This window comes from Streptomyces sp. NPDC015532 (assembly GCF_043078065.1).
GTDB lineage: Bacteria > Actinomycetota > Actinomycetes > Streptomycetales > Streptomycetaceae > Streptomyces.
Window position 1 is genome coordinate 393,341 of sequence record NZ_JBIBSY010000001.1, and the last position, 19,294, is coordinate 412,634.

At 72.3% G+C, this 19,294-nt stretch carries 18 protein-coding genes; 1 reads left to right on the forward strand and 17 read right to left on the reverse strand.

Annotated elements, in window-relative coordinates:
* The 12 genes from ACF07B_RS01655 to ACF07B_RS01710 form a co-directional block, all read right to left on the reverse strand.
* Positions 1-183: hypothetical protein (locus tag ACF07B_RS01655; protein WP_392177942.1), on the reverse strand; the 183-nt coding region annotated here is incomplete at its 3' end.
* Positions 184-269: 86 nt separating this feature from the next.
* Entirely contained in the window at positions 270-1,604 is a 1,335-nt protein-coding gene (locus tag ACF07B_RS01660; RefSeq protein ID WP_384235093.1) for a hypothetical protein, read from the reverse strand.
* A 69-nt stretch (positions 1,605-1,673) separates the two neighbouring features.
* Positions 1,674-2,711: a glutamate ABC transporter substrate-binding protein gene (locus ACF07B_RS01665; RefSeq protein WP_392177376.1), complete on the reverse strand. Its 1,038-nt coding sequence runs from the start codon at positions 2,709-2,711 to the stop codon at positions 1,674-1,676.
* Between the two features lie 14 nt (positions 2,712-2,725).
* A complete protein-coding gene (locus tag ACF07B_RS01670) occupies positions 2,726-4,216 on the reverse strand; it encodes a hypothetical protein (RefSeq protein WP_392177377.1) in 1,491 nt (496 codons plus the stop codon).
* A gap of 275 nt (positions 4,217-4,491) precedes the next feature.
* Positions 4,492-5,505: an N-acetylglucosamine kinase gene (locus ACF07B_RS01675; protein ID WP_392177378.1), complete on the reverse strand. Its 1,014-nt coding sequence runs from the start codon at positions 5,503-5,505 to the stop codon at positions 4,492-4,494.
* Positions 5,502-6,767: a 6-phospho-beta-glucosidase gene (locus ACF07B_RS01680; RefSeq protein ID WP_392177379.1), complete on the reverse strand. Its 1,266-nt coding sequence runs from the start codon at positions 6,765-6,767 to the stop codon at positions 5,502-5,504. The genes ACF07B_RS01675 and ACF07B_RS01680 overlap by 4 nt, the downstream gene beginning before the upstream one ends.
* Positions 6,768-6,769: 2 nt before the next feature.
* Positions 6,770-7,663, reverse strand: coding sequence for a carbohydrate ABC transporter permease (locus tag ACF07B_RS01685; protein WP_369480929.1), 894 nt, complete (start codon positions 7,661-7,663; stop codon positions 6,770-6,772).
* Positions 7,664-7,666: 3 nt separating this feature from the next.
* A complete protein-coding gene (locus ACF07B_RS01690) occupies positions 7,667-8,635 on the reverse strand; it encodes a carbohydrate ABC transporter permease (protein ID WP_369480930.1) in 969 nt (322 codons plus the stop codon).
* A gap of 7 nt (positions 8,636-8,642) precedes the next feature.
* Positions 8,643-9,983: an ABC transporter substrate-binding protein gene (locus ACF07B_RS01695; RefSeq protein ID WP_392177380.1), complete on the reverse strand. Its 1,341-nt coding sequence runs from the start codon at positions 9,981-9,983 to the stop codon at positions 8,643-8,645.
* A gap of 81 nt (positions 9,984-10,064) precedes the next feature.
* A complete protein-coding gene (locus tag ACF07B_RS01700) occupies positions 10,065-11,276 on the reverse strand; it encodes an ROK family transcriptional regulator (protein WP_392177381.1) in 1,212 nt (403 codons plus the stop codon).
* 255 nt (positions 11,277-11,531) lie between these two features.
* Positions 11,532-12,368 carry a hypothetical protein gene (locus ACF07B_RS01705; RefSeq protein WP_392177382.1) on the reverse strand — a complete coding sequence of 279 codons (837 nt, stop codon included), beginning with the start codon at positions 12,366-12,368 and terminating at the stop codon, positions 11,532-11,534.
* 300 nt (positions 12,369-12,668) lie between these two features.
* Positions 12,669-13,772 (reverse strand): mechanosensitive ion channel family protein, encoded by a 1,104-nt coding sequence (locus ACF07B_RS01710; RefSeq protein ID WP_392177383.1) that lies wholly within the window; start codon positions 13,770-13,772, stop codon positions 12,669-12,671.
* 270 nt (positions 13,773-14,042) lie between these two features.
* Between ACF07B_RS01710 and ACF07B_RS01715 the strand changes: the two genes are divergently transcribed.
* Positions 14,043-14,579 carry an HNH endonuclease gene (locus ACF07B_RS01715; RefSeq protein ID WP_362390254.1) on the forward strand — a complete coding sequence of 179 codons (537 nt, stop codon included), beginning with the start codon at positions 14,043-14,045 and terminating at the stop codon, positions 14,577-14,579.
* A gap of 51 nt (positions 14,580-14,630) precedes the next feature.
* Here the strand turns inward: ACF07B_RS01715 and ACF07B_RS01720 are convergent, their stop codons facing one another.
* The 5 genes from ACF07B_RS01720 to ACF07B_RS01740 form a co-directional block, all read right to left on the reverse strand.
* Entirely contained in the window at positions 14,631-15,284 is a 654-nt protein-coding gene (locus ACF07B_RS01720) for a hypothetical protein (protein ID WP_392177384.1), read from the reverse strand.
* Positions 15,281-16,849, reverse strand: a complete 1,569-nt coding sequence (locus ACF07B_RS01725; RefSeq protein WP_392177385.1) for a hypothetical protein — start codon at positions 16,847-16,849, stop codon at positions 15,281-15,283. The genes ACF07B_RS01720 and ACF07B_RS01725 overlap by 4 nt, the downstream gene beginning before the upstream one ends.
* A complete protein-coding gene (locus tag ACF07B_RS01730) occupies positions 16,846-17,589 on the reverse strand; it encodes an ABC transporter ATP-binding protein (RefSeq protein ID WP_392177943.1) in 744 nt (247 codons plus the stop codon). Before ACF07B_RS01730 ends, ACF07B_RS01725 begins: the two co-directional genes overlap by 4 nt.
* Positions 17,590-17,699: 110 nt before the next feature.
* A complete protein-coding gene (locus tag ACF07B_RS01735; protein ID WP_392177386.1) occupies positions 17,700-18,647 on the reverse strand; it encodes a zf-HC2 domain-containing protein in 948 nt (315 codons plus the stop codon).
* Positions 18,644-19,264 (reverse strand): RNA polymerase sigma factor, encoded by a 621-nt coding sequence (locus ACF07B_RS01740; RefSeq protein ID WP_362390262.1) that lies wholly within the window; start codon positions 19,262-19,264, stop codon positions 18,644-18,646. Before ACF07B_RS01740 ends, ACF07B_RS01735 begins: the two co-directional genes overlap by 4 nt.
* Positions 19,265-19,294 lie beyond the last annotated feature (30 nt).

The window sequence follows — 19,294 nt, forward strand, 5'->3', positions numbered from 1 at the left end:
GGGGGCGAGTCCGCACGTGTCGCAGTACAGCTCGCCGCCTCCCATGTCCTCGTACGAGCCCTCGCAACCGGGCCGGTCGCACGTGTTCCGCTCACCCACCGGGGGGTCGCCCGCGTCCGGTCCCGGCGTCGGTACGGCGGGGGCGAGTCCGCACGTGTCGCAGTACAGCTCGCCGCCTCCCATGTCCTCGTACGAGCCCTCGCAACCGGGCCGGTCGCACGTGTTCCGCTCACTCGTCGGCTGCTCGCTCACCGCATCCCCTTCAACGCTCACGCGTCGGGCCCCCTCCGGTCCGCACGGTCCTCGGGCCCGCCCCGCTCGGTCACCTGCGGGCTCAGCAGCTCGGCCGCCGCCCGCTGATAGCGCAGCACCGCCTCCTCCGCCACCCGCAGATCACAGGGGGCGCTCCAGAGCATGCGCCGGGCCGCGTCGTAGCGCTCCACCAGGAACGGGTCCTCGGCGAAGCCGTGCCGCGCCACTTTCGCCTTGTACGCGTCGAGACGGCCGCGCAGCTCCGCGCGGACCGCCAGCGGCTGGGTGACCGCCGTCAACGACTCGCGGGCGCGCAGGAGTTCGTCCTCCGCCTTCTCCTCCAGCGCCTCCAGGAGCGGCGAGAGGCGGTGCCACTGCGCGTGCCTGCGGTACTCCGCGGCCGTCGCCAGCTGCTCCTGCAACGCCGTCGGGGGACCGCTGACGGCCGGTACCTCGGACGCGGCGATCTTCGCCAGGACCTCGCCGCGGGCACTGCGCGCCTCGGCGAGCGTCCGGTCCGCGCGGCTGAGCACGTCCCGCAGCTTCACCAGCCGCGCCTCCGCGTCCTGCCGCACGGTGAGCACCGCGTCGATCTCCCGGCGCACCTCCTCCAGGGCGCGCGCCTCCCGGTCGTACACCGTGGTGTCCGGGCGGCCGCCGCCCGGGGCCGAACTCCCCTGCGCGGGAACCCAGAAGTCGAGCGGGTCGGAGACCACACGCTCGCGCAGGGCGGTCAGGGTCCGGGTGATCCGCTCCAGGTCGTCGCCCGAGGGGTGCTCGCCGGGACGCACGCCCACGGAGTGCGCGAGCGCGCGGGTGCGCTGGAGCTCCGCGGCCAGTAAATCTATCCGGGCGGGCAGCGCGGACCACACGGCGTCCGCGGTCACGACCATGTCGAGCGAGGCCGCGTACAGCTCGTTCATCCGGTCCACCAGGGCGGCCAGCGAGAACCGCTCACTGAGCTTGCCCGTGCCGGCCAGGGTCGGCGCGTTCGCCGTGGCCGTGGCCGAACCGGCGACCGTGATGCCCGAACCGCGCAGCAGCTCGGTCAGTTCGACCAGATCCTCACGGCTGGACCAGCGTCTGCGGGAGCGGATCTCGCGCGCGGAGTGCAGCGCGTCCGTGTACGCGTCGAAGTACGCCCACAGCAACGTGATCGACGCGTCCGCGACCGCCCAGCGCTCCTTGGTCGAACCGGTGAGTTCGGCGCCTTCCAGGAGTCTGCGGCCCGCGTGGTCCTGAAGGGCGAGGAGCGAGGTCTCGATGGCCTCGTGCTCCGCGCCGAGGCGCGCCAGCGCACGGTCCGCCTCGTCCCGGTCCATCACCGGCCCGGGGGGTCCCGTGACGCCCATCGATCACCTCTCGTTCTCGTGCGGTTCCCGGCGGCTCGGTGTGTGCCGCCGGACAACTCTCCAGTCGTATCAGGTCGTTTGCCGGTACTGGGCGACGGGCGGGTCCTCCGAGGGGGAGTCGGGCCCGAGGGTCGGGGCGAGCCATTTGTCGTACGACTGCCGCCAGCCGTCCTTGCGGTAGTCGGCGAGGACCTGGTTGACCCGGCGCACCAGGTCGTCGTCCGCACCCTTCTTCATCGCCACGCCGTAGAACTCTTTGGTGAAGGTGCCGCCCTTGAGCTCGACCGAGGGGTCCTGGGCGGCCTGGCTCGCCGCGAGCGCGCCGTCCGTCACCACCGCGTCGGCCTCGCCGAGCTGGAGGCGCACCAGACAGTCGAGCTGGTTGGGCACGGGAGGGCTGACGATGGCGGAGGAGACGAGCCCGCCGTGGGCCGAGTCCGCCGTCAGGCGTTCGTTCGCGGTGGAGCTCGACGCCGAGCAGATCCTCTTGCCGGCGAGGCTCTCGTCGTACCCGGTGACGTCGGAGCTCACCGGGGCGAGCACCTGCTGGCCGGTCGTGAAGTAGGGCGCGGAGAACGCGACCTGCTTGAGGCGCTCGCAGTTGATCGTCATGGTGCGCACCACCATGTCGACCTTGCCCCTCTGGATCGCGGGGATGCGCTGGCTGGTGGGGATCGCCCGGAACTGGACCGCGTTCTCGTCGCCCAGGATGTTCTTGGCGATCGCGTGGACCAGGTCGATGTCGAAGCCCTCCAGGTCGCTGCCGGACTTCGGGTTGTTCGGGTCGCGGTAGCCCCAGTGGTAGCTGTTCTGGTCGACGCCGACGATCAGCCGCCGGTCCTTGCGGTTCTTGATGGCGTCGATCGTCGGCCCGTCCGCGCTCGACGGGGCCGGGCTCAGGTTCTGCGGGTTCTGCGAGTCGATGCATTCGGGGGCCTTGGCCTGCGTGCCACGGGCCACGCCCTGTCCGCCGACACCCGTGCCGCCGTCCCCGAGCGTGGAGTCGGGCAGCAGCAGCGCGAGGATCAGGGCCGTCGCACAGGCGAGCGCCATCGCGCCCACGCCGCCCCAGCCCTTCAGGCTCGCCCTCAGACGTCGTGCGATCATCGCCGCTCCCCCTCTCACCGGTACTCCGAAAGCCTGCGGCCGATGCCGAGCACGGCGCCCGCGCCGGCCAGCACGGCGAGGACGGCGGCGCCGACCGGGAGGCCGGTCATGGCGCCGAGGCCGTTGTTCGCCGCCTGCTGGAACTCGCTCTGCTCGTGCGTCAGCGCGTCCTTCAGGTTTTCGTCGACGGCGTCGAAGCACTCACCCGTGGGCTTCTTGTCGGCGGAACCGATGACCCGGTCCAGCGCGAGCTGGTACTCGCCGTTGTTGTCGGCCTCACGGGCTTCCGCGTGACGCTGCACCCAGACCTTCATGCTGGCGGTCGCGACCTGTACGGGCTTCTCTCCCGACCGGTCGTCCGCGAGGTCCGCCGCCTCGGCGAGGCCCTGCGTGAGCGCCTTCATGTCCCGGTCGAAGTCGTAGTCGTACAGGTCGACGCTCGACTTGTCGGGCAGGGTCTTGGTCTCGGCGCCCCTGCTGACCAGGGTGAGGTTCTCGTTGCCGCGGGCCTTCAGGGACGCGATCTGGGCGCTGTGCAGCACGTTCAGGGAACGGACCCCGTGGTCGTAGGACTCGTTCAGCCCGGACCGGGCGACCGTGTGCCCGACGGTGAGCCACAGCAGCACGCCCAGGGACGCCGCGGTGGCGGCGGCCATGCCCTGGTTCAGCACCCGGTTCGTGCGGCGGTAGTTGCGCCGCTGGGCCCAGGCGAGGGCGCCGAGCGCGACGAGTCCGAGGGCGATCGCGGCCCACGGGTAGGGCTTGGCGTCGGCGTAGTCGGCGCTCAGCCGCTGGTTCTCCCGGTTGTAGAGCCGCTCGGCCTTCGGGAGCATCTCGCGCTGCATCTTCTCGTTCGCGTACCGCAGATACGCGCCGCCCAGCGGGTAGCCCTGCCGGTTGTTGGCGCGGGCCCGCTCGATCAGGCCCTTGTACTCGGGCAGCAGTTCGTTGAGCTGGGAGATGGTCTTCGCCGAAGGCGAGCCCGGCTCGGAGCTGTTGGCCGCGGTGATCAGCTTCGCGGCCGCCGTCCTGATGTCCCGCTCGTACCGGACGCGGGTCTCCTGGGTCTCCTGACCGCCCGCCAGGAAGCCGCTGGAGGCCGTGGTGTTGGCGTCGGCGAGCGAGCGGTAGATGTCGGCGGCGCTCGCGCTCAGCGGCTGGCTGCTGTGCAGCACGTTGTCCGCGGCGGCCGAACGCTCCGTCATCTGCCAGGCGGTGACCGCGCCGAACGCGACGACCAGCAGGGCGAGGACGGCGCCGATGATCCTCAGCAGCCCCGGCTCCGTCGTCGCCGCGGCGCGCAGCCGGTCCACACCCTCGGCCCACGCCGTGCGCCGCGGTGCCGCGCCGGGAGCCGGGGGAGCGCTTCGCGGGGCGCCGAACCCGCCCTGGGGCACGGGGGATCCGCCCGGGGGCGGGAGGGATCCGGACTGGGCGGGCACGGCCGGCATCGTGGGCGTGCCCTGCCCCGGTGGCGCCGCGCTGCCCTTCGGCGGGTGTGTCACTGTCGACCTCCCCCATGGTCATCCGCCCGGTCACGCTCACCGCGGTCTCGGTGGGCGCGGCCGGTCGGCGTACGTGCACGGCGGCAAGTATCGCCGCCCGTACCGGCATCCGCACAGGCCTTGCCTGGATCTTGTTCGGATCACGGCGCAGCACGCTTCCCCCGTGCCACCCCCCTTCCCATGAACACGTGTTCCGGATCCGTTTGGTTCCCGCCCCTTCGCGCCAGGTCATGGACGGTCCGGGGTCCTGGGCACGGTCGGCCCCGCGGACCTCCTCAGGTCCGTTCGTAGTGCGCCCGCACGCGCGCGTGGATCTCGCCCGCGGCCCGTACGTGGTCCAGGCCCAGGAGCGCCGCGCCCAGGACCGGCGGGGATGTGACCACCCGGGGGACCGCCTTGGGCGCGCGGACGGCCAGGACCTCGTGGACCCGGTCGTCGAGCAGGGGATGGCGGGCGGCGAGGACGCTGCCGCCGAGGAGGACCGGGGTCTCCTCGTCGAGCAGTCCGAGGCGGGTCAGGGCGACCGTCGCCATCGCGGCGACCTCGTCCGCGAGACGGTCGACGAGTCCGCGGGCCACCGGGTCGCCGTCCGCCGCCGTGGCGAACAGGACCGGGGTCAGCTCGTGGCGCCGCGCGTTCGGGATGTGCTCCAGGTGCAGCGCCTCGATGAGCGCGTACATGGAGTCCAGGCCGAAGTGCGCGGGCAGGGTGCGGGCCAGGGCCGTCTCCCCGCCGCGGCCGTCCTCGGCCCGCGCCGCGTGCCACAGGGCTTCCTCCGCCAGGCCCCAGCCGCCGCCCCAGTCACCGGAGATGCGGCCGATGGCGGGGAAGCGGGCGGTGCGGCCGTCGGGCCGCATGCCGACACAGTTGATGCCGGCCCCGCAGACCACGGCGACACCGCGCGGTTCGGCGATCCCGGCCCGCAGGACCGCGAAGGTGTCGTTGCGCACCTCCACCCCGGTACCCCACCCGCGCGCGTGCAGCGCGGCCGCCAACTGCGCCTCCTCCACCGGCAGATCGGCGTTGGCGAGGCAGGCGGAGACATGGCGGACCGAGGTGACGCGCGCCTCGGCGAACGCCCGCCGCACGGCGTCGGCGACCGCGTCCACCGCCGTCTCGACGCCGACCGCCGGGGGCCGGAACCCGCCCCCGCGCGCGGTGCCTGTCACCGTGCCGTCCGCGGCCACCACGGCGACGTCGGTCTTGCTGTTCCCCGCGTCGATGGCCAGCACGAGGCCCGCGGGTCCGGACCCGGCGGCCGTCCCGGCACCGGTTTCCGTCGACGTCATGCCCACGCGAGGTGCTCCCGGTTGTGCGCGATCAGCTGGTCGGTCAGGGCGTCGGCACGGTCGTACTGGCCGACGAGGGGGTGGGCGAGCAGCGCCCGGAAGACCCGCTCGCGCCCGCCGCGCAGGGCGGCGTCCAGGGCGAGATCCTCGTACGCGGTCACGTTCGCCATGAGACCGGCGTAGAGCGGGTCCACGGCCGGCACCGGCAGCGGGGCGGGTCCCTTCGCGCCGACGGCGGCCTGCACCTCGATCACCGCGTCGTCGGGCAGGAACGGCAGCGTTCCCCGGTTGTACGTGTTCACCACCTGGTAGGGGCTGCCGCCCCCGGCGAGCAGCGCGGCGGCGAGGTCGACGGCCGCCTCGGAGTAGTACGCGCCGCCCCGCTTGGCCAGCAGCTCCGGCTTCTCGTCGAGCGCCGGGTCGCCGTACATGGTGAGCAGTTGCCGCTCCATCTCCGCGACTTCGGCGGCGCGGGAGGGCTTGGTGCGCAGTTCCCGGACGACCTCGTCGTGCGCGTAGAAGTAGCGCAGGTAGTACGAGGGGACCACGCCGAGGCGCTCCACCAGGGAGAGGGGCAGACGCAGGTCCGCGGCGACGGTGTCGCCGTGCTCGGCGAGCAGCCGGGGCAGGACGTTCTCGCCCGTGGGGCCGCCCAGGCGGACACCGGTCTCCCAGGTGAGGTGGTTGAGGCCCACATGGTCGAGATGCACATCGGTGGGGGAGACGCCCAGCAGTCCGGCGAACTTCCGCTGGAAGCCGATCGCCACGTTGCACAGGCCGACCGCCTTGTGGCCCGCCTGGAGCAGGGCGCGCGTCACGATGCCCACCGGGTTGGTGAAGTCGATGATCCACGCGTCCGGGTTGGCGCGGCGGACCCGCTCGGCGATGTCCAGCACCACCGGGACCGTGCGCAGCGCCTTGGCCAGGCCGCCCGCGCCGGTCGTCTCCTGCCCGACGCAGCCGCACTCCAGCGGCCAGGTCTCGTCCTGTTCGCGGGCCGCCTGGCCGCCGACGCGCAGTTGGAGGAGCACGGCGTCGGCGCCCTCGACCCCCGCGTCCAGGTCGGAGGTGGTGACGATCCGGCCCGGGTGACCCTGTCTGGCGAAGATCCGGCGGGCCAGGCCGCCGACCAGCTCCAGGCGTTCGGCGGCCGGGTCGACGAGGACCAGTTCCTCCACGGGCAGGGTGTCCCTGAGCCGGGCGAATCCGTCGATGAGTTCGGGGGTGTAGGTCGACCCTCCGCCGACCACGGTGAGTTTCATGGTTAACCCTTCACTCCGGTGAGCGTGACGCCTTCGACGAACGCCTTCTGCGCGAAGAAGAACACGAGGATCACGGGGGCCATGACCAGGACGGTCGCGGCCATGGTGAGATTCCAGTCGGTGTGGTGCGCGCCCTTGAACGACTCCAGGCCGTAGCTCAGTGTCCAGGCGCCCGGGTTCTCGGACGCGTAGATCTGGGGGCCGAAGTAGTCGTTCCAGGCGTAGAAGAACTGGAAGAGCGCGACGGCCGCGATGCCCGGCTTCGCCATCGGCAGGACGACCTTGAGCAGGGTCCGCAGATCCCCGCAGCCGTCGACCTTGGCGGCGTCCAGGTACTCGTTCGGGATGGTCATCAGGAACTGGCGCAGCAGGAAGATGGAGAACGCGTCCCCGAACGCCATCGGGATGATCAGCGGCCACAGGGTGCCGGACAGGTCGAGCTGCTTGGCCCAGAACAGGTACATGGGGATGATCACGACCTGCGGCGGCAGCATCATCATCGAGATGACCAGCATCAGCGACAGATTCCGGCCGCGGAAGCGGAACTTGGCGAGGGCGTAGGCGACCGGGATCGACGAGACGACGGTGAGCACCGTGCCGAAGCCGGCGTAGAGCAGGGTGTTCTTCCACCAGGTGAGGAAGCCCGGGGTGTCGAAGACCTTCCGGTAGTTGCCCCATTCCCAGGTGTGCGGGATCAGGTCGCGGCTGAGTGCCTGGGTGTCGCTCATGAGCGAGGTCAGGAACACGAACACGAAGGGCAGGACGAAGAAGAGGGCGGCCGCGACGCCGAGGGAGTGGACCGCGACCCACTCCAGGAGGGCCCTGCGCCGGGCGGTTCGCTCGGCGGGGGAGACGGGGGCCGTCAACTCCACCGGCTTGTCGAGAACTTGGGTCATCGGTCAGTCACCTGCCTGGATGAGACCGCCCCGGCGCCGCATCAGGAACGCGGTGAACACCATGGACAGGGCGAACAGCACGAGCGCGACCACACAGGCGGAGCCGTAGTCGAAGCGCTGGAAGCCGAGGTTGTAGACGAGCTGGGGCAGGGTGAGCGTCGACTTGTCGGGGTAGCCGGGCTCGAACTGCGTGCCGGCGCCCTGGATGACGCCCGAGGCGACCTTCCCGGCGATCAGCGGCTGTGTGTAGTACTGCATGGTCTGGATGACCCCGGTGACCACGGCGAACATCACGATGGGCGAGATGTTCGGCAGGGTGACGTATCGGAAGCGCTGCCAGGCCGAGGCGCCGTCCAGTTCGGCGGCCTCGTACTGCTCCTTCGGTACGTCCAGCAGGGCGGCCATGAAGATGACCATCAGGTCGCCGATGCCCCACAGGGCCAGCAGGGTCAGGGCGGGCTTGGACCAGGCGGGGTCGTTGAACCAGCCGGGCGCCGTGACGCCGGCCTTCTCCAGGATCGAGTTGACCGGTCCCGTACCGGGGTTGAGGAGGAAGGCGAAGGCCATGGTGGCGGCCACCGGCGGGGCGAGGTAGGGCAGGTAGAAGAGCGTGCGGAAGACACCCGTGCCCGTCCTGATCTTCGTGATCAGCAGTCCGACGCCGAGCCCGAACGCCACCCGCAGGGTGACCATGACGAGGACCAGCCACAGGGTGTTGCGCAACGCGGGCCAGAACAACGGGTAGTTCTCGAAGACGTAACGCCAGTTCTTCGTCCCGCTCCACGTCGGCGGTCTGAAGCCGTCGTAGTGCATGAAGGAGAAGTAGACGGTCGAGATCAGCGGGTAGGCGAAGAAGACCGCGAAGCCGATCAGCCAGGGCGACATGAAGGCGAGGGTCCGCAGTGCTTGTCTTCTGCGCTTCGCCGCGAGGGCGGGGCTGCGGCGCTTCGAGGCCGGCGCGACGGTGCTCATCGTGCGGCTACTTCGCCTGCGCGATGTCGGTGTCGATCTGCCGGGCGGTGGATTCCAGGCCCGCCTTCAGATCCTTGGCCCTGCCGCTCTCGTAGTCGTATCCGAACTGCTGGAGCGTCACGAGGTAGGTACCGCCGTTGACGGACGGCGGGGTCGTCGTCGAGTCCGGGTTCGAGGCGATGTCCAGGAACGTCTTGAACCGCGGGTCGTACGTCAGCTTCGGCGACTTGAGGGCCGCGAGCGTGGAGGGCACGTTGTGGATGGCGTTGGCGAAGCCGACCACCGCGTCCGTGTCCGTGGCCATGTACTTGATGAGTTCCCAGGCCGCGCCCTGCTTCCTGCTGGTGGACGCGATGCCCGCGATGGTGCCGGTGATGTAGCCCTTGCCGTACTGGTCCGCCCGGTCGTCCGGGACGGGCAGCGGGGCGACGCCGATCTCGAAGCCGGGCTTGGCCTCCTCGGCCATGCCGAGCCGCCACTCGCCGTCGAGCTGCATGGCCACCTGACCGGTGTGGAACGGGTGCTTGGGGCCCCACTCGTCACCGAGCTTGGAGCGGTAGGTCTCCAGCTTCCTGAAGCCGCCGAGTGCGTCGACCAGCTTCTTCTGGAGGGTGAACCCGGCCGTGAAAGCGGGGTCCTTGGCGATGTTCGACTTGCCGCTGCTGTCGAAGTACGTCGGCGAGAACTGCCCGAAGTAGTGCTCGGTGGTGGACTCCCAGCCGTGGTAGTTCGGCATGAAGCCGAGCTGGGAGTAGGAGTCGCCCTTGGTGATCGTGAGCTTCTCGGCGTCCTTCTCGAACTCCGACCAGGTCTTCGGGGGAGAGGTGATCCCGGCCTTCTCGAAGGCGGTCTTGTTGTAGTAGAGCCCGTACGCGTCACCGAGGAGCGGCACCGTGCAGCGGTTGCCGTCGAACTGGGTGTACTCGTTCATCGCCTTCGGGAAGGTCGTCTCGGGGTCGATCCGCGCCTGCTTGAAGAGGGGGTTCAGGTCGACGAAGGCGCCCGACGAGCAGAACTTGCCCACGTTGTTGGTGGTGAAGGAGGAGACCACGTCGGGGGCCTTGTCGCCGCCCGCGCGCAGCGCCTGGTTGATCTTGTCGTCGGTCATGTTGCCGACGACGTTGACGTGGATGTTGGGGTGCGCCTTCTCGAAGCCCGCGACCAGCGACTTCACGGCCTTGACCTCGTTCGGCGCGCTCCAGCCGTGCCAGAAGTTGATCGTCTGTTCCTTGGACGCGTCGTCGCCGAAGCCCTCGTCGTCGGACTGGCCGGTACAGGCGGTGGCGAGGAGGGCTATCGAGGCGGAGGCGGCGAGCGCGACAGCCGCCTTTCGGGATATTCCGGGCATGGCGAGATCTCCCTGCGAAGGACGGGGCGGGACAGGAGGGGTGCGGGTTCGGGACGGTGGGTGGTGCGGGGTGGTGCGGACTCAGCGGGAGGTGTCGAAGACCTCGTCGCGGGTGGCTGCCAGGGCGCTCTCCAACGCGCCCCGCAGCACGGGGTGTTCGTGTACGTCGCCGACGACGAGGCGCGGCCGGGACGCGGCCAGCTCCTCCAGTTCGGCCTGGACCAGGGCGCGCAGCGGTTCGCCGCCCGCGGTGAGCGAGGCGCCGCTGAGGACGACGAGTTCGGGGTCGAGTACGGACACGAGGGAGGCCAGACCGGTGGCGAGTCCGGTCGCGTACATCTCCAGGAGGCGCCGGTAGGGGCCCGTGTCGACGGCGGCGGCCCGTTCGACGACGGTGGCCGCGACCTCCGTGTACGGGCCCGTGGGCAGGTCCTGGATGCCGAGTTCGCGGGCCAGCTTGGGGATGGCCTGGGAGCCGGCCAGCTCCTGGTAGCCGCCGCTGTTGGCCCGGGTCACCTGGCGCACCAGGGGCGCGCCGGGCACCGGCAGGAAGCCGACCTCGCCCGCGCCGCCGGTCCAGCCGCGGTGCAGCCGGCCGCCGAGGACGAGGGCCGCGCCGAGACCGCCCTCGTTCCACAGCAGGACGAAGTCCTCGTGTCCCCGGGCGGCGCCGAGCCGCTGCTCGGCGATCGCGACGAGGTTGACGTCGTTCTCGTACTCGACGGGCATCGGCAGGGCCGCGGCCAGCTCGTCGAGGAGGCTGGGGGAGTGCCAGCCGGGCAGGTGCGAGGCGTAGCGCAGCCGGCCGGTGTTGGGGTCGAAGGCGCCGGGGGTGCCGATGACCAGGCGGCGGACGTCGTCCCGGGCGAGCCCGGCGGCCTTCACCGCGCCGTCGAGGGCGTCGGTGACCTGGCGTACGACGGGCTGGGACGGGTGGCGGCCAGGGGTGGGCAGTTCGTACGCGCCGACCGTGCGGCCGGTGACGTCGGCGACGGCGGCGAGGACGCGCTCGGGGGTGACGTCGAGCCCCGCCGCGTGGGCGGCGCCCGGATTGACCTCGTAGAGCTGGGCGCTGGGGCCCGGCCGGCCCTCGCTGGTGCCCGTGGCCAGGACGAGCCCGGCCGCTTCCAGGCGGGCGAGGAGCTGCGAGGCGGTGGGCTTGGACAGCCCGGTGAGCTTCCCGATCCGGGTCCGCGAGAGCGGTCCGTGCGTGAGCAGCAGATCGAGGGCGGCGCGGTCGTTCATCGCGCGCAGGACGCGCGGGGTGCCCGGCGTGCCGGCGGATCCTGCCATGTCTGTCGCCACCTGCCCTTCCTGACCGACCAGCTTCCCAGGGGTGCCTGCGGGAAGTCCACCGCAAGATCATTGTTAGGAAAGTTTCCTATTGCCGGTGCGAGGAAAGTAGGCCGGAGGAGGCGCGGGCGTCAAGAGCAACCGCCGTCCCGGTGGCGGAGTCGTCGCCGAAACGCGCGGAGCCGCCTTCGCGGCGGACGGGTTCGTCTGCTGCGGGGGCGGCTCCGTGCGGGCCGGAGGCGGCCCTGGCCTTGGCTACTTCACGTCGACGTAGTCGCCCGCGGCCGTGGCGGTGCCGGTGGTGGCCGTGCCCGCGAACGTGTAGCGGTAGGTGCCGTCGGCCGAGGCCTTGACCGTGGTGCTCAGGGCGCCGGCGGTGCCGGAGGTCACCGTCTTGACGGTCTTGTAGGCGGTGGCGCCCTTGGCCTTGAACTGGAGGGCGGCCGGCTGTCCCTTGTAACCGGCGTACTTGCCGGTCGCCCAGTCGGCGCGGGTCAGCGCGCCCTTGACGGTGAGCGTGGCGCCCTTCTTCGCGGGCTCGGGGGTGGCGTTGACGGTGAGTCTGGCGGCCCGCTTGACCTGCGCCGTGCCGGGGACGCCCCACATGTCGTAGCCGAACTGCATGCCGATGTGGTTGTCGGAGTCGTCGTTGTCCTCGGTGAGGTTGCCGTAGAAGCCGGCCACCTTCCAGGTGCCGGCGTCCGCCGCCTCGTAGAGGTACTCCTGGGGGTCGACGGCGATGACCTCCTTGCAGGACTGCGTGACCGTCGTGGCGGTCGTGGCCGTCGTGGTGCAGGTCGGGGCCTCGTCCGGGCCCAGCTCGTTCTCCTGCCTCGCGAGCGACGATCCGCGGTACAGGAGGATGCCCGCGGTGCTGTTCTCGCCGTCGATGACGAGGCCGGCGGGGCGGACCAGGGTGTAGGTGACGGGGACGTTCACGATGGCGGTGGTGCCGACGGTGATCGCCTTGCCGTTGTTGATCACCGCGCCGGAGAAGGAGAGGTCCGGTGTGGCGGCCGACGCGGTCGGCACGGCCAGGGCGGACACGGCCAGGGCACCGGAAAGGGCGGCGCCTATGGCGTACTTGCGCATGGATTCCCCACATTCGAGGCGGGCCCCTGGGCGTTGAGCTCCAGAACAAGGGCCCGCTGTTGGGGCGACAGTAGACGGTTGAACGATGTGGCCGAAATGCGGGGGGCGTGTGAAGTGGATCAGTCGCGCCCCGGTGTGCGCGGCGGAGTGCCGAGGGCGGGAATCCCCTGTCGGTGTGTCAGCGGGGTGCGGACGTGGCGGTGTACAGGGTGCGTACGTTCCCGGTGGTCAGGTGCGTACGCGGAAGGGGGCGGTACCCGGATGTCCGGGTACCGCCCCCTTCCGGGTGCCGCCGCCTGCCTACTTCGGCACGCTCGACGGAGCCGGGGCCGGGATGGGCGCGGTCGCCACCGACTGGGCGGACTCCGCGTTGGCGAAGACCGACGGGGCCGCCACCGCGGCCGTCGGGTCGAGGGCGTCCTCCTCCACGGGCGCGGTGGGGCCGCCCACGATGCGGATCTGCGCGGCCTCGAAGGCGCGCTTGATGCGCCAGCGGAGTTCGCGTTCCACGGAGAGGGCCTTGCCGGGCATGGTCTTGGCCGAGACCCGGACCACCATGGAATCCAGGAGGACGCTGTCCAGGCCCAGGATCTCGATCGGGCCCCACAGCCGCTCGTTCCAGGGCTCTTCCTTGCTGATGGTCTCGGCGACCTCGCCGATGACCGACCGGACGTGGTCCAGGTCCTCCGAGGCGCGGACCGTGACGTCCACACCCGCCGTCGCCCAGCCCTGGGAGAGGTTCCCGATGCGCTTGACCTCGCCGTTGCGGATGTACCAGATCTCGCCGTTGTCGCCGCGCAGCTTGGTCACGCGCAGGCCCACCTCGATGACCTCGCCGGCGGCGACGCCCGCGTCGATCACGTCGCCGACGCCGTACTGGTCCTCAAGGATCATGAAGACGCCGGAGAGGAAGTCGGTGACCAGGTTGCGGGCGCCGAAACCGATCGCGACACCGGCCACACCCGCCGACGCGAGCAGCGGGGCCAGATTGATCTCGAACGTGCCGAGGATCATCAGCGCGGCCGTGCCCATGATCAGGAAGGACGCCACCGAGCGCAGGACCGAGCCGATGGCCTGGGAGCGCTGACGGCGGCGTTCCACGTTCACCAGGAGACCGCCGAGCGCCGTGCCGTCGACGGCCTGGGCGGTGCGGCTCATCCGGTCGATGAGCTTGGTGATCGCCCGGCGCACGAACACTCTCAGTATGGCCGCGATCACCAGCACCAGCAGGACGCGCAGGCCTATGGCCAGCCAGGTCGACCAGTTCTCCTCGACCCAGCTCGCCGCGTGGGTCGCACTCTCCTGGGCGTCCTGAAGCGTGGGGGTCACCGAACCGGTCGACGTCGAGGGGGACGGCGACGGGGCCGGACCGGCGGCCAGGGCCGATAGGACGGGCAGGGACACAGCAGGTACCTCCAGGCGTAGCGGTCTGCCCGCGGCGGGGACAGAAGGGGTGCCGTCCGGGCAGAACCACCACACTAACGGGGCATCGTGTGTGGATCGTTGCCATGTTCAGGGGAGAGACCGTGCTCACCTGGGGATGTAGGGGGTGTGGTCGAAAACACTCCCAGCCCGTTACCGGGACATGGTGGCGCCATCACCAGGCATGAGGGGAGACTGACTGCAGATCGTCCCGGCGCGAGCCACGCGCCGCCGGCGTACAAGGAGGCATCCGTGCCGCACGTCCTGGTCCTCAACGCGTCGTACGAGCCGCTCGGCGTCGTACCGCTCCACCGCGCGCTCGTCCTCGTCCTCGAGAACAAAGCCATTTCTCTCGAGGAGTCCGGCGCCTTCATGCACAGCGCGACCGTTACTGTCCCCGCACCCAGCGTGGTCCGGCTGAAGAGGTTCGTACGGGTCCCTTACCGAGGGCCTGTCCCGCTGACCAGGCGAGCCCTGTTCGCCCGCGACGGCGGCCGGTGCATGTACTGCGGTGGCGTCGCAACCAGCGTCGACCACGTCATCCCGCGCTCACGCGGGGGTCAGCACGCCTGGGACAACGTGGTGGCGTCCTGCCGCCGCTGCAACCACACCAAGGCCGACCGCCATCTGGTCGAGATCGGATGGCGCCTGCGCCACAAACCGGCCCCGCCGACGGGGCTCGCCTGGCGCATCATCGGAACCGGGCACAGGGACCCACGCTGGATGCCCTACCTCCAACCGTACGGCGCGGACGACGCCATGGCCCGGATCGACGGCATCTCAGCCTGACGATCCGGGCTTTCGCGTTGGCCCATGGGGCCCGGCCCGTGCGACCCCGTCTCAGAGGCGGGGTCCTTCGGGACGGGCCCCGCGGGCTGCGCAGAGTGCCGTCCCCATGACGAAGAGTGCGGCACCGGTGGCCCAGGCGCCGTGCTGCGGACCCGGCTGCATGAGCCAGCCCACGACTGTTGCCTTGTTCACACGGGGCGAGGAGGCCGAGAGGTACACGGCGCTGAAGTACAGCGTCGTCGGCATCCAGCTCAGCCGGGCGCCGACCAGCACCGCGCCGCCCGCCGTGATGCCGATGGCACCCAGCGTGTTGCGGACCATCGCCGCCGCGCCGAACTCCTGAGCGTGTCCGGGCACGGCGAGCGCCAGCAGCGCCGCCGAGAGGACGCTGAGGAACAGCAGGTGGGCCAGGCGCCGGGGCCACCAGCGGCGTACGGCCGTGTCGTCCAGCTCGCGGGTGTACGAGTGGAGGCTCGCGCCGGTCGCCGCCGCGGCCAGCAGCGGGGCGAGCGCGACCAGCGGCACCCTGCGGTACGGGTCGAGGTAGGCGTCCGGACGGCTCGCCATCCACACGGTGAGCAGCGCGGCACAGGCCAGGGCCGCGAGGGTCGTCGGGAGGCCGCGCGAGCGGGAGTACAGGGCGAGGGAGCGGAACCGGTGTCCGGCCGCGGACCGCTCCGCGCGGGTGATCCGGGAGGCGTTCACAGGGACGGGACCTCGCTCGGCTCCGGGCCGCAGCCGGCGGCCGTCGCGAAGTAGCGGCCGAGCCAGTCGCGGCGTTCGCCGGCGCTCATCGCGGTGAGGCGCGCGTACGCCGTGTCCTCCGCCCTGAGGCTCGCGAGCTCCTTCGTGTCCCCCTCCTGCCGGGCCCTCGTCACCTGGTCCTCGCGCATCCCCTCGGACCGGGGGTCCGGGGCCAGCCAGCGCAGTACGGCCTCGTCGGTGACCCTGATCCGCTGCGCGGACGGCTCCTCGGCACAGTCCAGGCGGACCAGCATGTGGGCCGCCTCCCACGCGTACCGCTCCGAATCCCTCACCTTGCCGCGGACGGCGTTCCAGCCGATGGGATGGAGGTTCGGCAGCTGTGCCTCGCCCTGGTGGGGGTCCCGCCACAGGTCCTCGTAGCGGACCGGCAGGTTCGGCACTCCCTCCAGCCGGCCGGTGAGGCCGGACAGAGCCCGGGTCACCTCCGGCAGCATGCCCGGATAGGTGCCGTTGACGCAGATGTCCGGGGTGGTCGAGGTGTCGCACACCTGGCGGTGGGAGAGCGGGTTGTCGCGCAGCAGACCGTCGCCCGTCCGGACGAGCAGGACGGCGGCGCCGAGAGCGGCCGCGAGCGGCAGCAGCGCGGTGGCACGGCGGTGCGCGGTGAGGGCCAGGGCCGCGGCGGCGGCGAGCCCCGCCGCCCACAGGGCCGACACCAGCGGGTACCACCAGACGGCGAGGTCGTTGTCACCGACGACGTGGACCATGCAGAGCGCGAGGTAGCGGATGTCGGACCGCTGGGTACCGAGGGCGCCGACGACGACGTATCCGCCGATCGCGAGCAGCGGGGCGGTCAGCCGGAAGGGGACGGCCCGCCCGGCCGCGTGACCGAGGACCGCGCAGGCGGCGATGGTGAGGACGTTCCCCGCGTACACGGTGAACGGGGGTTTGCCGGCCGACGCGTACGGCGCGCAGGCGGCCAGTGTGCCCGCGACCGCCAGGAGCTGGCCAGCGGCCAGCCAGCAGGCGAGCGGCAGGGCGGCCGCCAGGAGCTGGACGAGCGGCGTGCGCGCGGTGGAGGAGCGCAGCTCCGCCGTCTTGCGTCTGCGCTCCCTGCCGCCCTGCCAGGAGCCCGCGGCGAGCGCGAACGGGACGCCGATCAGGGCGGCGGCGGTGCTCAGCAGTTCCGTCGTCGCACCCCAGCTGCCCTGCCACTGATCCGCCTTGGCGACCGCGAACCACGCGAGGGCGAGGAGCAGCCCGGTGGCCGCCCAGGGGGCGAAGCCGCGCAGCCACTCGGCCCGCAGGGGGTGCGGCGCGGAACGGGGTTTCCGGGCGGGCCGGCCGCCCGGCCGCGAGATCCGCCCGCCGTCCCGGCCGGGCTCGGGCGCGGTGGCGCCGCGCGGGTTCGTGTCCGGGGACGCGCCGGTCGGGTTCGTGTCCGGATCGGTGTCGGCCGGGTTGGTGTGCGGGGCGGCGCCGGTGGGGTTCGTGGGCGAGGCCGCGTCGACCTGGGCGGCGGTGTGCGCCGGGCGGTCTCCGCCCGGCTGGAGGCTGGTGCTCATCGCCCGGCCCCCGTCGCCGCGCGGTGGCCGCGCAGGGCCGTCGTGTAACCGCGTTCGATGGCGTTGCCGTCGGACTCGGGGCCGTCCGCGCCGAGCGCGGCGAGCGAGGCGGGCGTGCCGCGGTAGGCGACCCGGCCGGCTTCGAGCAGCGTCACCTCCGTACAGGCCGCGGCCACGTCCTCGACCAGGTGGGTGGAGACGATCACGGTGGCGGTGCGGCCCAGTTCGCGCAGCAGCGCGCGGAACTCGACGCGCTGTTCCGGGTCGAGGCCCGCGGTGGGCTCGTCGAGCAGCAGCAGGCGGGGGTCGTTCACGATGGCCTGCGCGATGCCGACGCGGCGGACCATGCCGCCGGACAGGGTCTTGATCCTGGCGTCGATGCGGTCGGCCAGGCCGACCCGGGCGACGGCCCGTTCGACCGCGGCGTCGGTCCCGGCCCGCGGCAGCTCCTTCAGCCACGCAACGTAGGCGACGAACTCCCGCACCGTGAAGCCCGGGTAGTACCCGAAGTCCTGGGGGAGATAGCCCAGTTCGCGGCGGACCGCGCCGCGCTCCCGGTGGCCGCGAAGGTCGCTCCCGAGGAGCTCGACCCGGCCCGCCGCGGGCGCCGCGACCGTCGCGAGGACGCGGACGAGTGATGTCTTGCCCGCGCCGTTGGGCCCGAGCAGACCGTGGACCCCGAGCCCGAAGTCCAGGTCGACGGAGTCCAGGGCGGTGGTCCCGCGGTGCCGCACGGTCAGTCCGAGGACGCGTACGGCGGCCTCCCGCGGACCGTCCTCGGCGCGCTCGGCCGGGGTGGTCGCGGGGCGGTCGGTGGCGCCGAGGGGCGGCACACCGGTCGTGGGGATGTTCACATCGTCTCCAGACGGTCGTACGCGGAGCGGCGCGCGGCGAGGAGCAGGGCGCACAGCACGGCCGCCGCCGCCCAGCCGCCCTGGGAGGCGGCGCCGGTGAAGTAGAGGGAGAGCTGTTCGCTGAGACCGGCCGTCAGGCTGGTTCCGGTGGCCGCGAGGAGAGGGCCCGAGACGGCGAGCAGCCATCCTCCGCCGACCACCGCCGTGGCGGTACGGCAGCCCAGGTACCCCGAGAGAACGAGGGACGCCAGGGTCAGGGCAAGCCCCGGCAGCAGCCAGCCGGCCGTCGCGGGCCCCGCCGGCAGCCGGGGGCCGGAGGACGGCAGGAGCAGCCCCGCCACCGTCAGCAGGGGCGTACTGACCGCCAGGACGGCGGCCGTCCGCGTCAGCAGAAGGCGCAGCCCGCCGGAGGGGGCCGCCGCGGCGATCTCGTGGAGCGGATCGGCGTGCCGCCCGTAGGAGAGGGCGACCCCGGCGACCGGGACGACGGGAGCGAGGGCCAGCAGCAGGGGCCGTACCCCCGCCCATCCGCCCGCGTGGGCGAGGGCGACCGCGGCCAGGGCGACGAGCACCACGGCCCCGGCCCAGGTTCCGCGGACGGCCGGTCCGGCGGCCCACAGGATCCGCGCGAACCGCCCCCCGACGGCTCGCGCGGCCCTCGGCGGCGCCGCCGGAGCGCGGTCCGGTACGGGTTCGGCCGCCGGACCGCCGCGGACCCGGGCGGCGGAGGCGGCCGGAGCCTGTTCGCGCACCGCCGTCAGGACCGCGTCGCGGACCTCCGCCAGCACCGGCCCCGCCGCGCCCGCGCGCACCCTGTGCGAGACGCGCGCGGCGCACGGCCCGCAGAGTTCCAGATGCTTCTCCAGCGACCAGGCGTCCGTCTCCGGGAGGGAACCGTCCGCGTAGCGGGTGACGAGGTCGTCGGGGGCGTGCCAACCGGTCATGCCGGGCCTCCCAGCGGGGACGGAGCCAGGGTCGGACGCGCGCAGGCGCTCTGCGGCGGGTTCAGCTGGGCGAGGGCCTTGCGGAGTTCGGCGCGGGCGCGCAGGGCGCGGGTCTTGACCGTGCCCTCCGGGATGCCGAGCAGACGGGCGGCCTCGCGCGTGGTCAGCCCGTCGACGACCGTGGCCCTCAGCACCTCGCGCAGTTCGGGGGAGATGCGGTCCAGCGCCGTGCCCAGATCGCCGTACTCGAGCCGCGCCAGGACGCGGTCCTCCGCGGACGGCGCGGGCGCCGGCGCCGCGTACTCCACGCGTGCCGCCCGCTCCTGGACCCGCCGTGCGTCCACCAGACGCCGTGCGGCGATCGTCCACAGCCAGCCGCCCGCCTCCGCGCCCCGGTGGCCGCCGGCCGACCTCCACACCGTCACGAAGGTGTCCTGCAGAACCTCGCGCACGATCTCGGGGTCGGCGCAGCGTCTGGTCAGCCGTGCGTGCAGCCAGCCGGCATGCCGGTCGTACAGTGCGGCCATCGCCGCGGAGTCCCCGTCCGAGACGGCCCGCAGCAGCGCCGCGTCCGTGTCGTCCTCCCGGTGGCCCCCTCGGGGGCGGAACAGTCTCACACCCCGTCTATCGACCGCTTCGGTCCCGCC

What these genes read in the sequence shown, in the direction of transcription:
- ACF07B_RS01660 (WP_384235093.1), bottom strand. Translation starts at nt 1,604, where the DNA reads ATGGGCGTCACGGGACCCCCCGGGCCGGTGATGGACCGGGACGAGGCG.
- ACF07B_RS01665 (WP_392177376.1), bottom strand. Translation starts at nt 2,711, where the DNA reads ATGATCGCACGACGTCTGAGGGCGAGCCTGAAGGGCTGGGGCGGCGTG.
- ACF07B_RS01675 (WP_392177378.1), bottom strand. Translation starts at nt 5,505, where the DNA reads ATGACGTCGACGGAAACCGGTGCCGGGACGGCCGCCGGGTCCGGACCC.
- ACF07B_RS01680 (WP_392177379.1), bottom strand. Translation starts at nt 6,767, where the DNA reads ATGAAACTCACCGTGGTCGGCGGAGGGTCGACCTACACCCCCGAACTC.
- ACF07B_RS01685 (WP_369480929.1), bottom strand. Translation starts at nt 7,663, where the DNA reads ATGACCCAAGTTCTCGACAAGCCGGTGGAGTTGACGGCCCCCGTCTCC.
- ACF07B_RS01690 (WP_369480930.1), bottom strand. Translation starts at nt 8,635, where the DNA reads ATGAGCACCGTCGCGCCGGCCTCGAAGCGCCGCAGCCCCGCCCTCGCG.
- ACF07B_RS01695 (WP_392177380.1), bottom strand. Translation starts at nt 9,983, where the DNA reads ATGCCCGGAATATCCCGAAAGGCGGCTGTCGCGCTCGCCGCCTCCGCC.
- ACF07B_RS01700 (WP_392177381.1), bottom strand. Translation starts at nt 11,276, where the DNA reads ATGGCAGGATCCGCCGGCACGCCGGGCACCCCGCGCGTCCTGCGCGCG.
- ACF07B_RS01705 (WP_392177382.1), bottom strand. Translation starts at nt 12,368, where the DNA reads ATGCGCAAGTACGCCATAGGCGCCGCCCTTTCCGGTGCCCTGGCCGTG.
- ACF07B_RS01725 (WP_392177385.1), bottom strand. Translation starts at nt 16,849, where the DNA reads ATGAGCACCAGCCTCCAGCCGGGCGGAGACCGCCCGGCGCACACCGCC.
- ACF07B_RS01735 (WP_392177386.1), bottom strand. Translation starts at nt 18,647, where the DNA reads ATGACCGGTTGGCACGCCCCCGACGACCTCGTCACCCGCTACGCGGAC.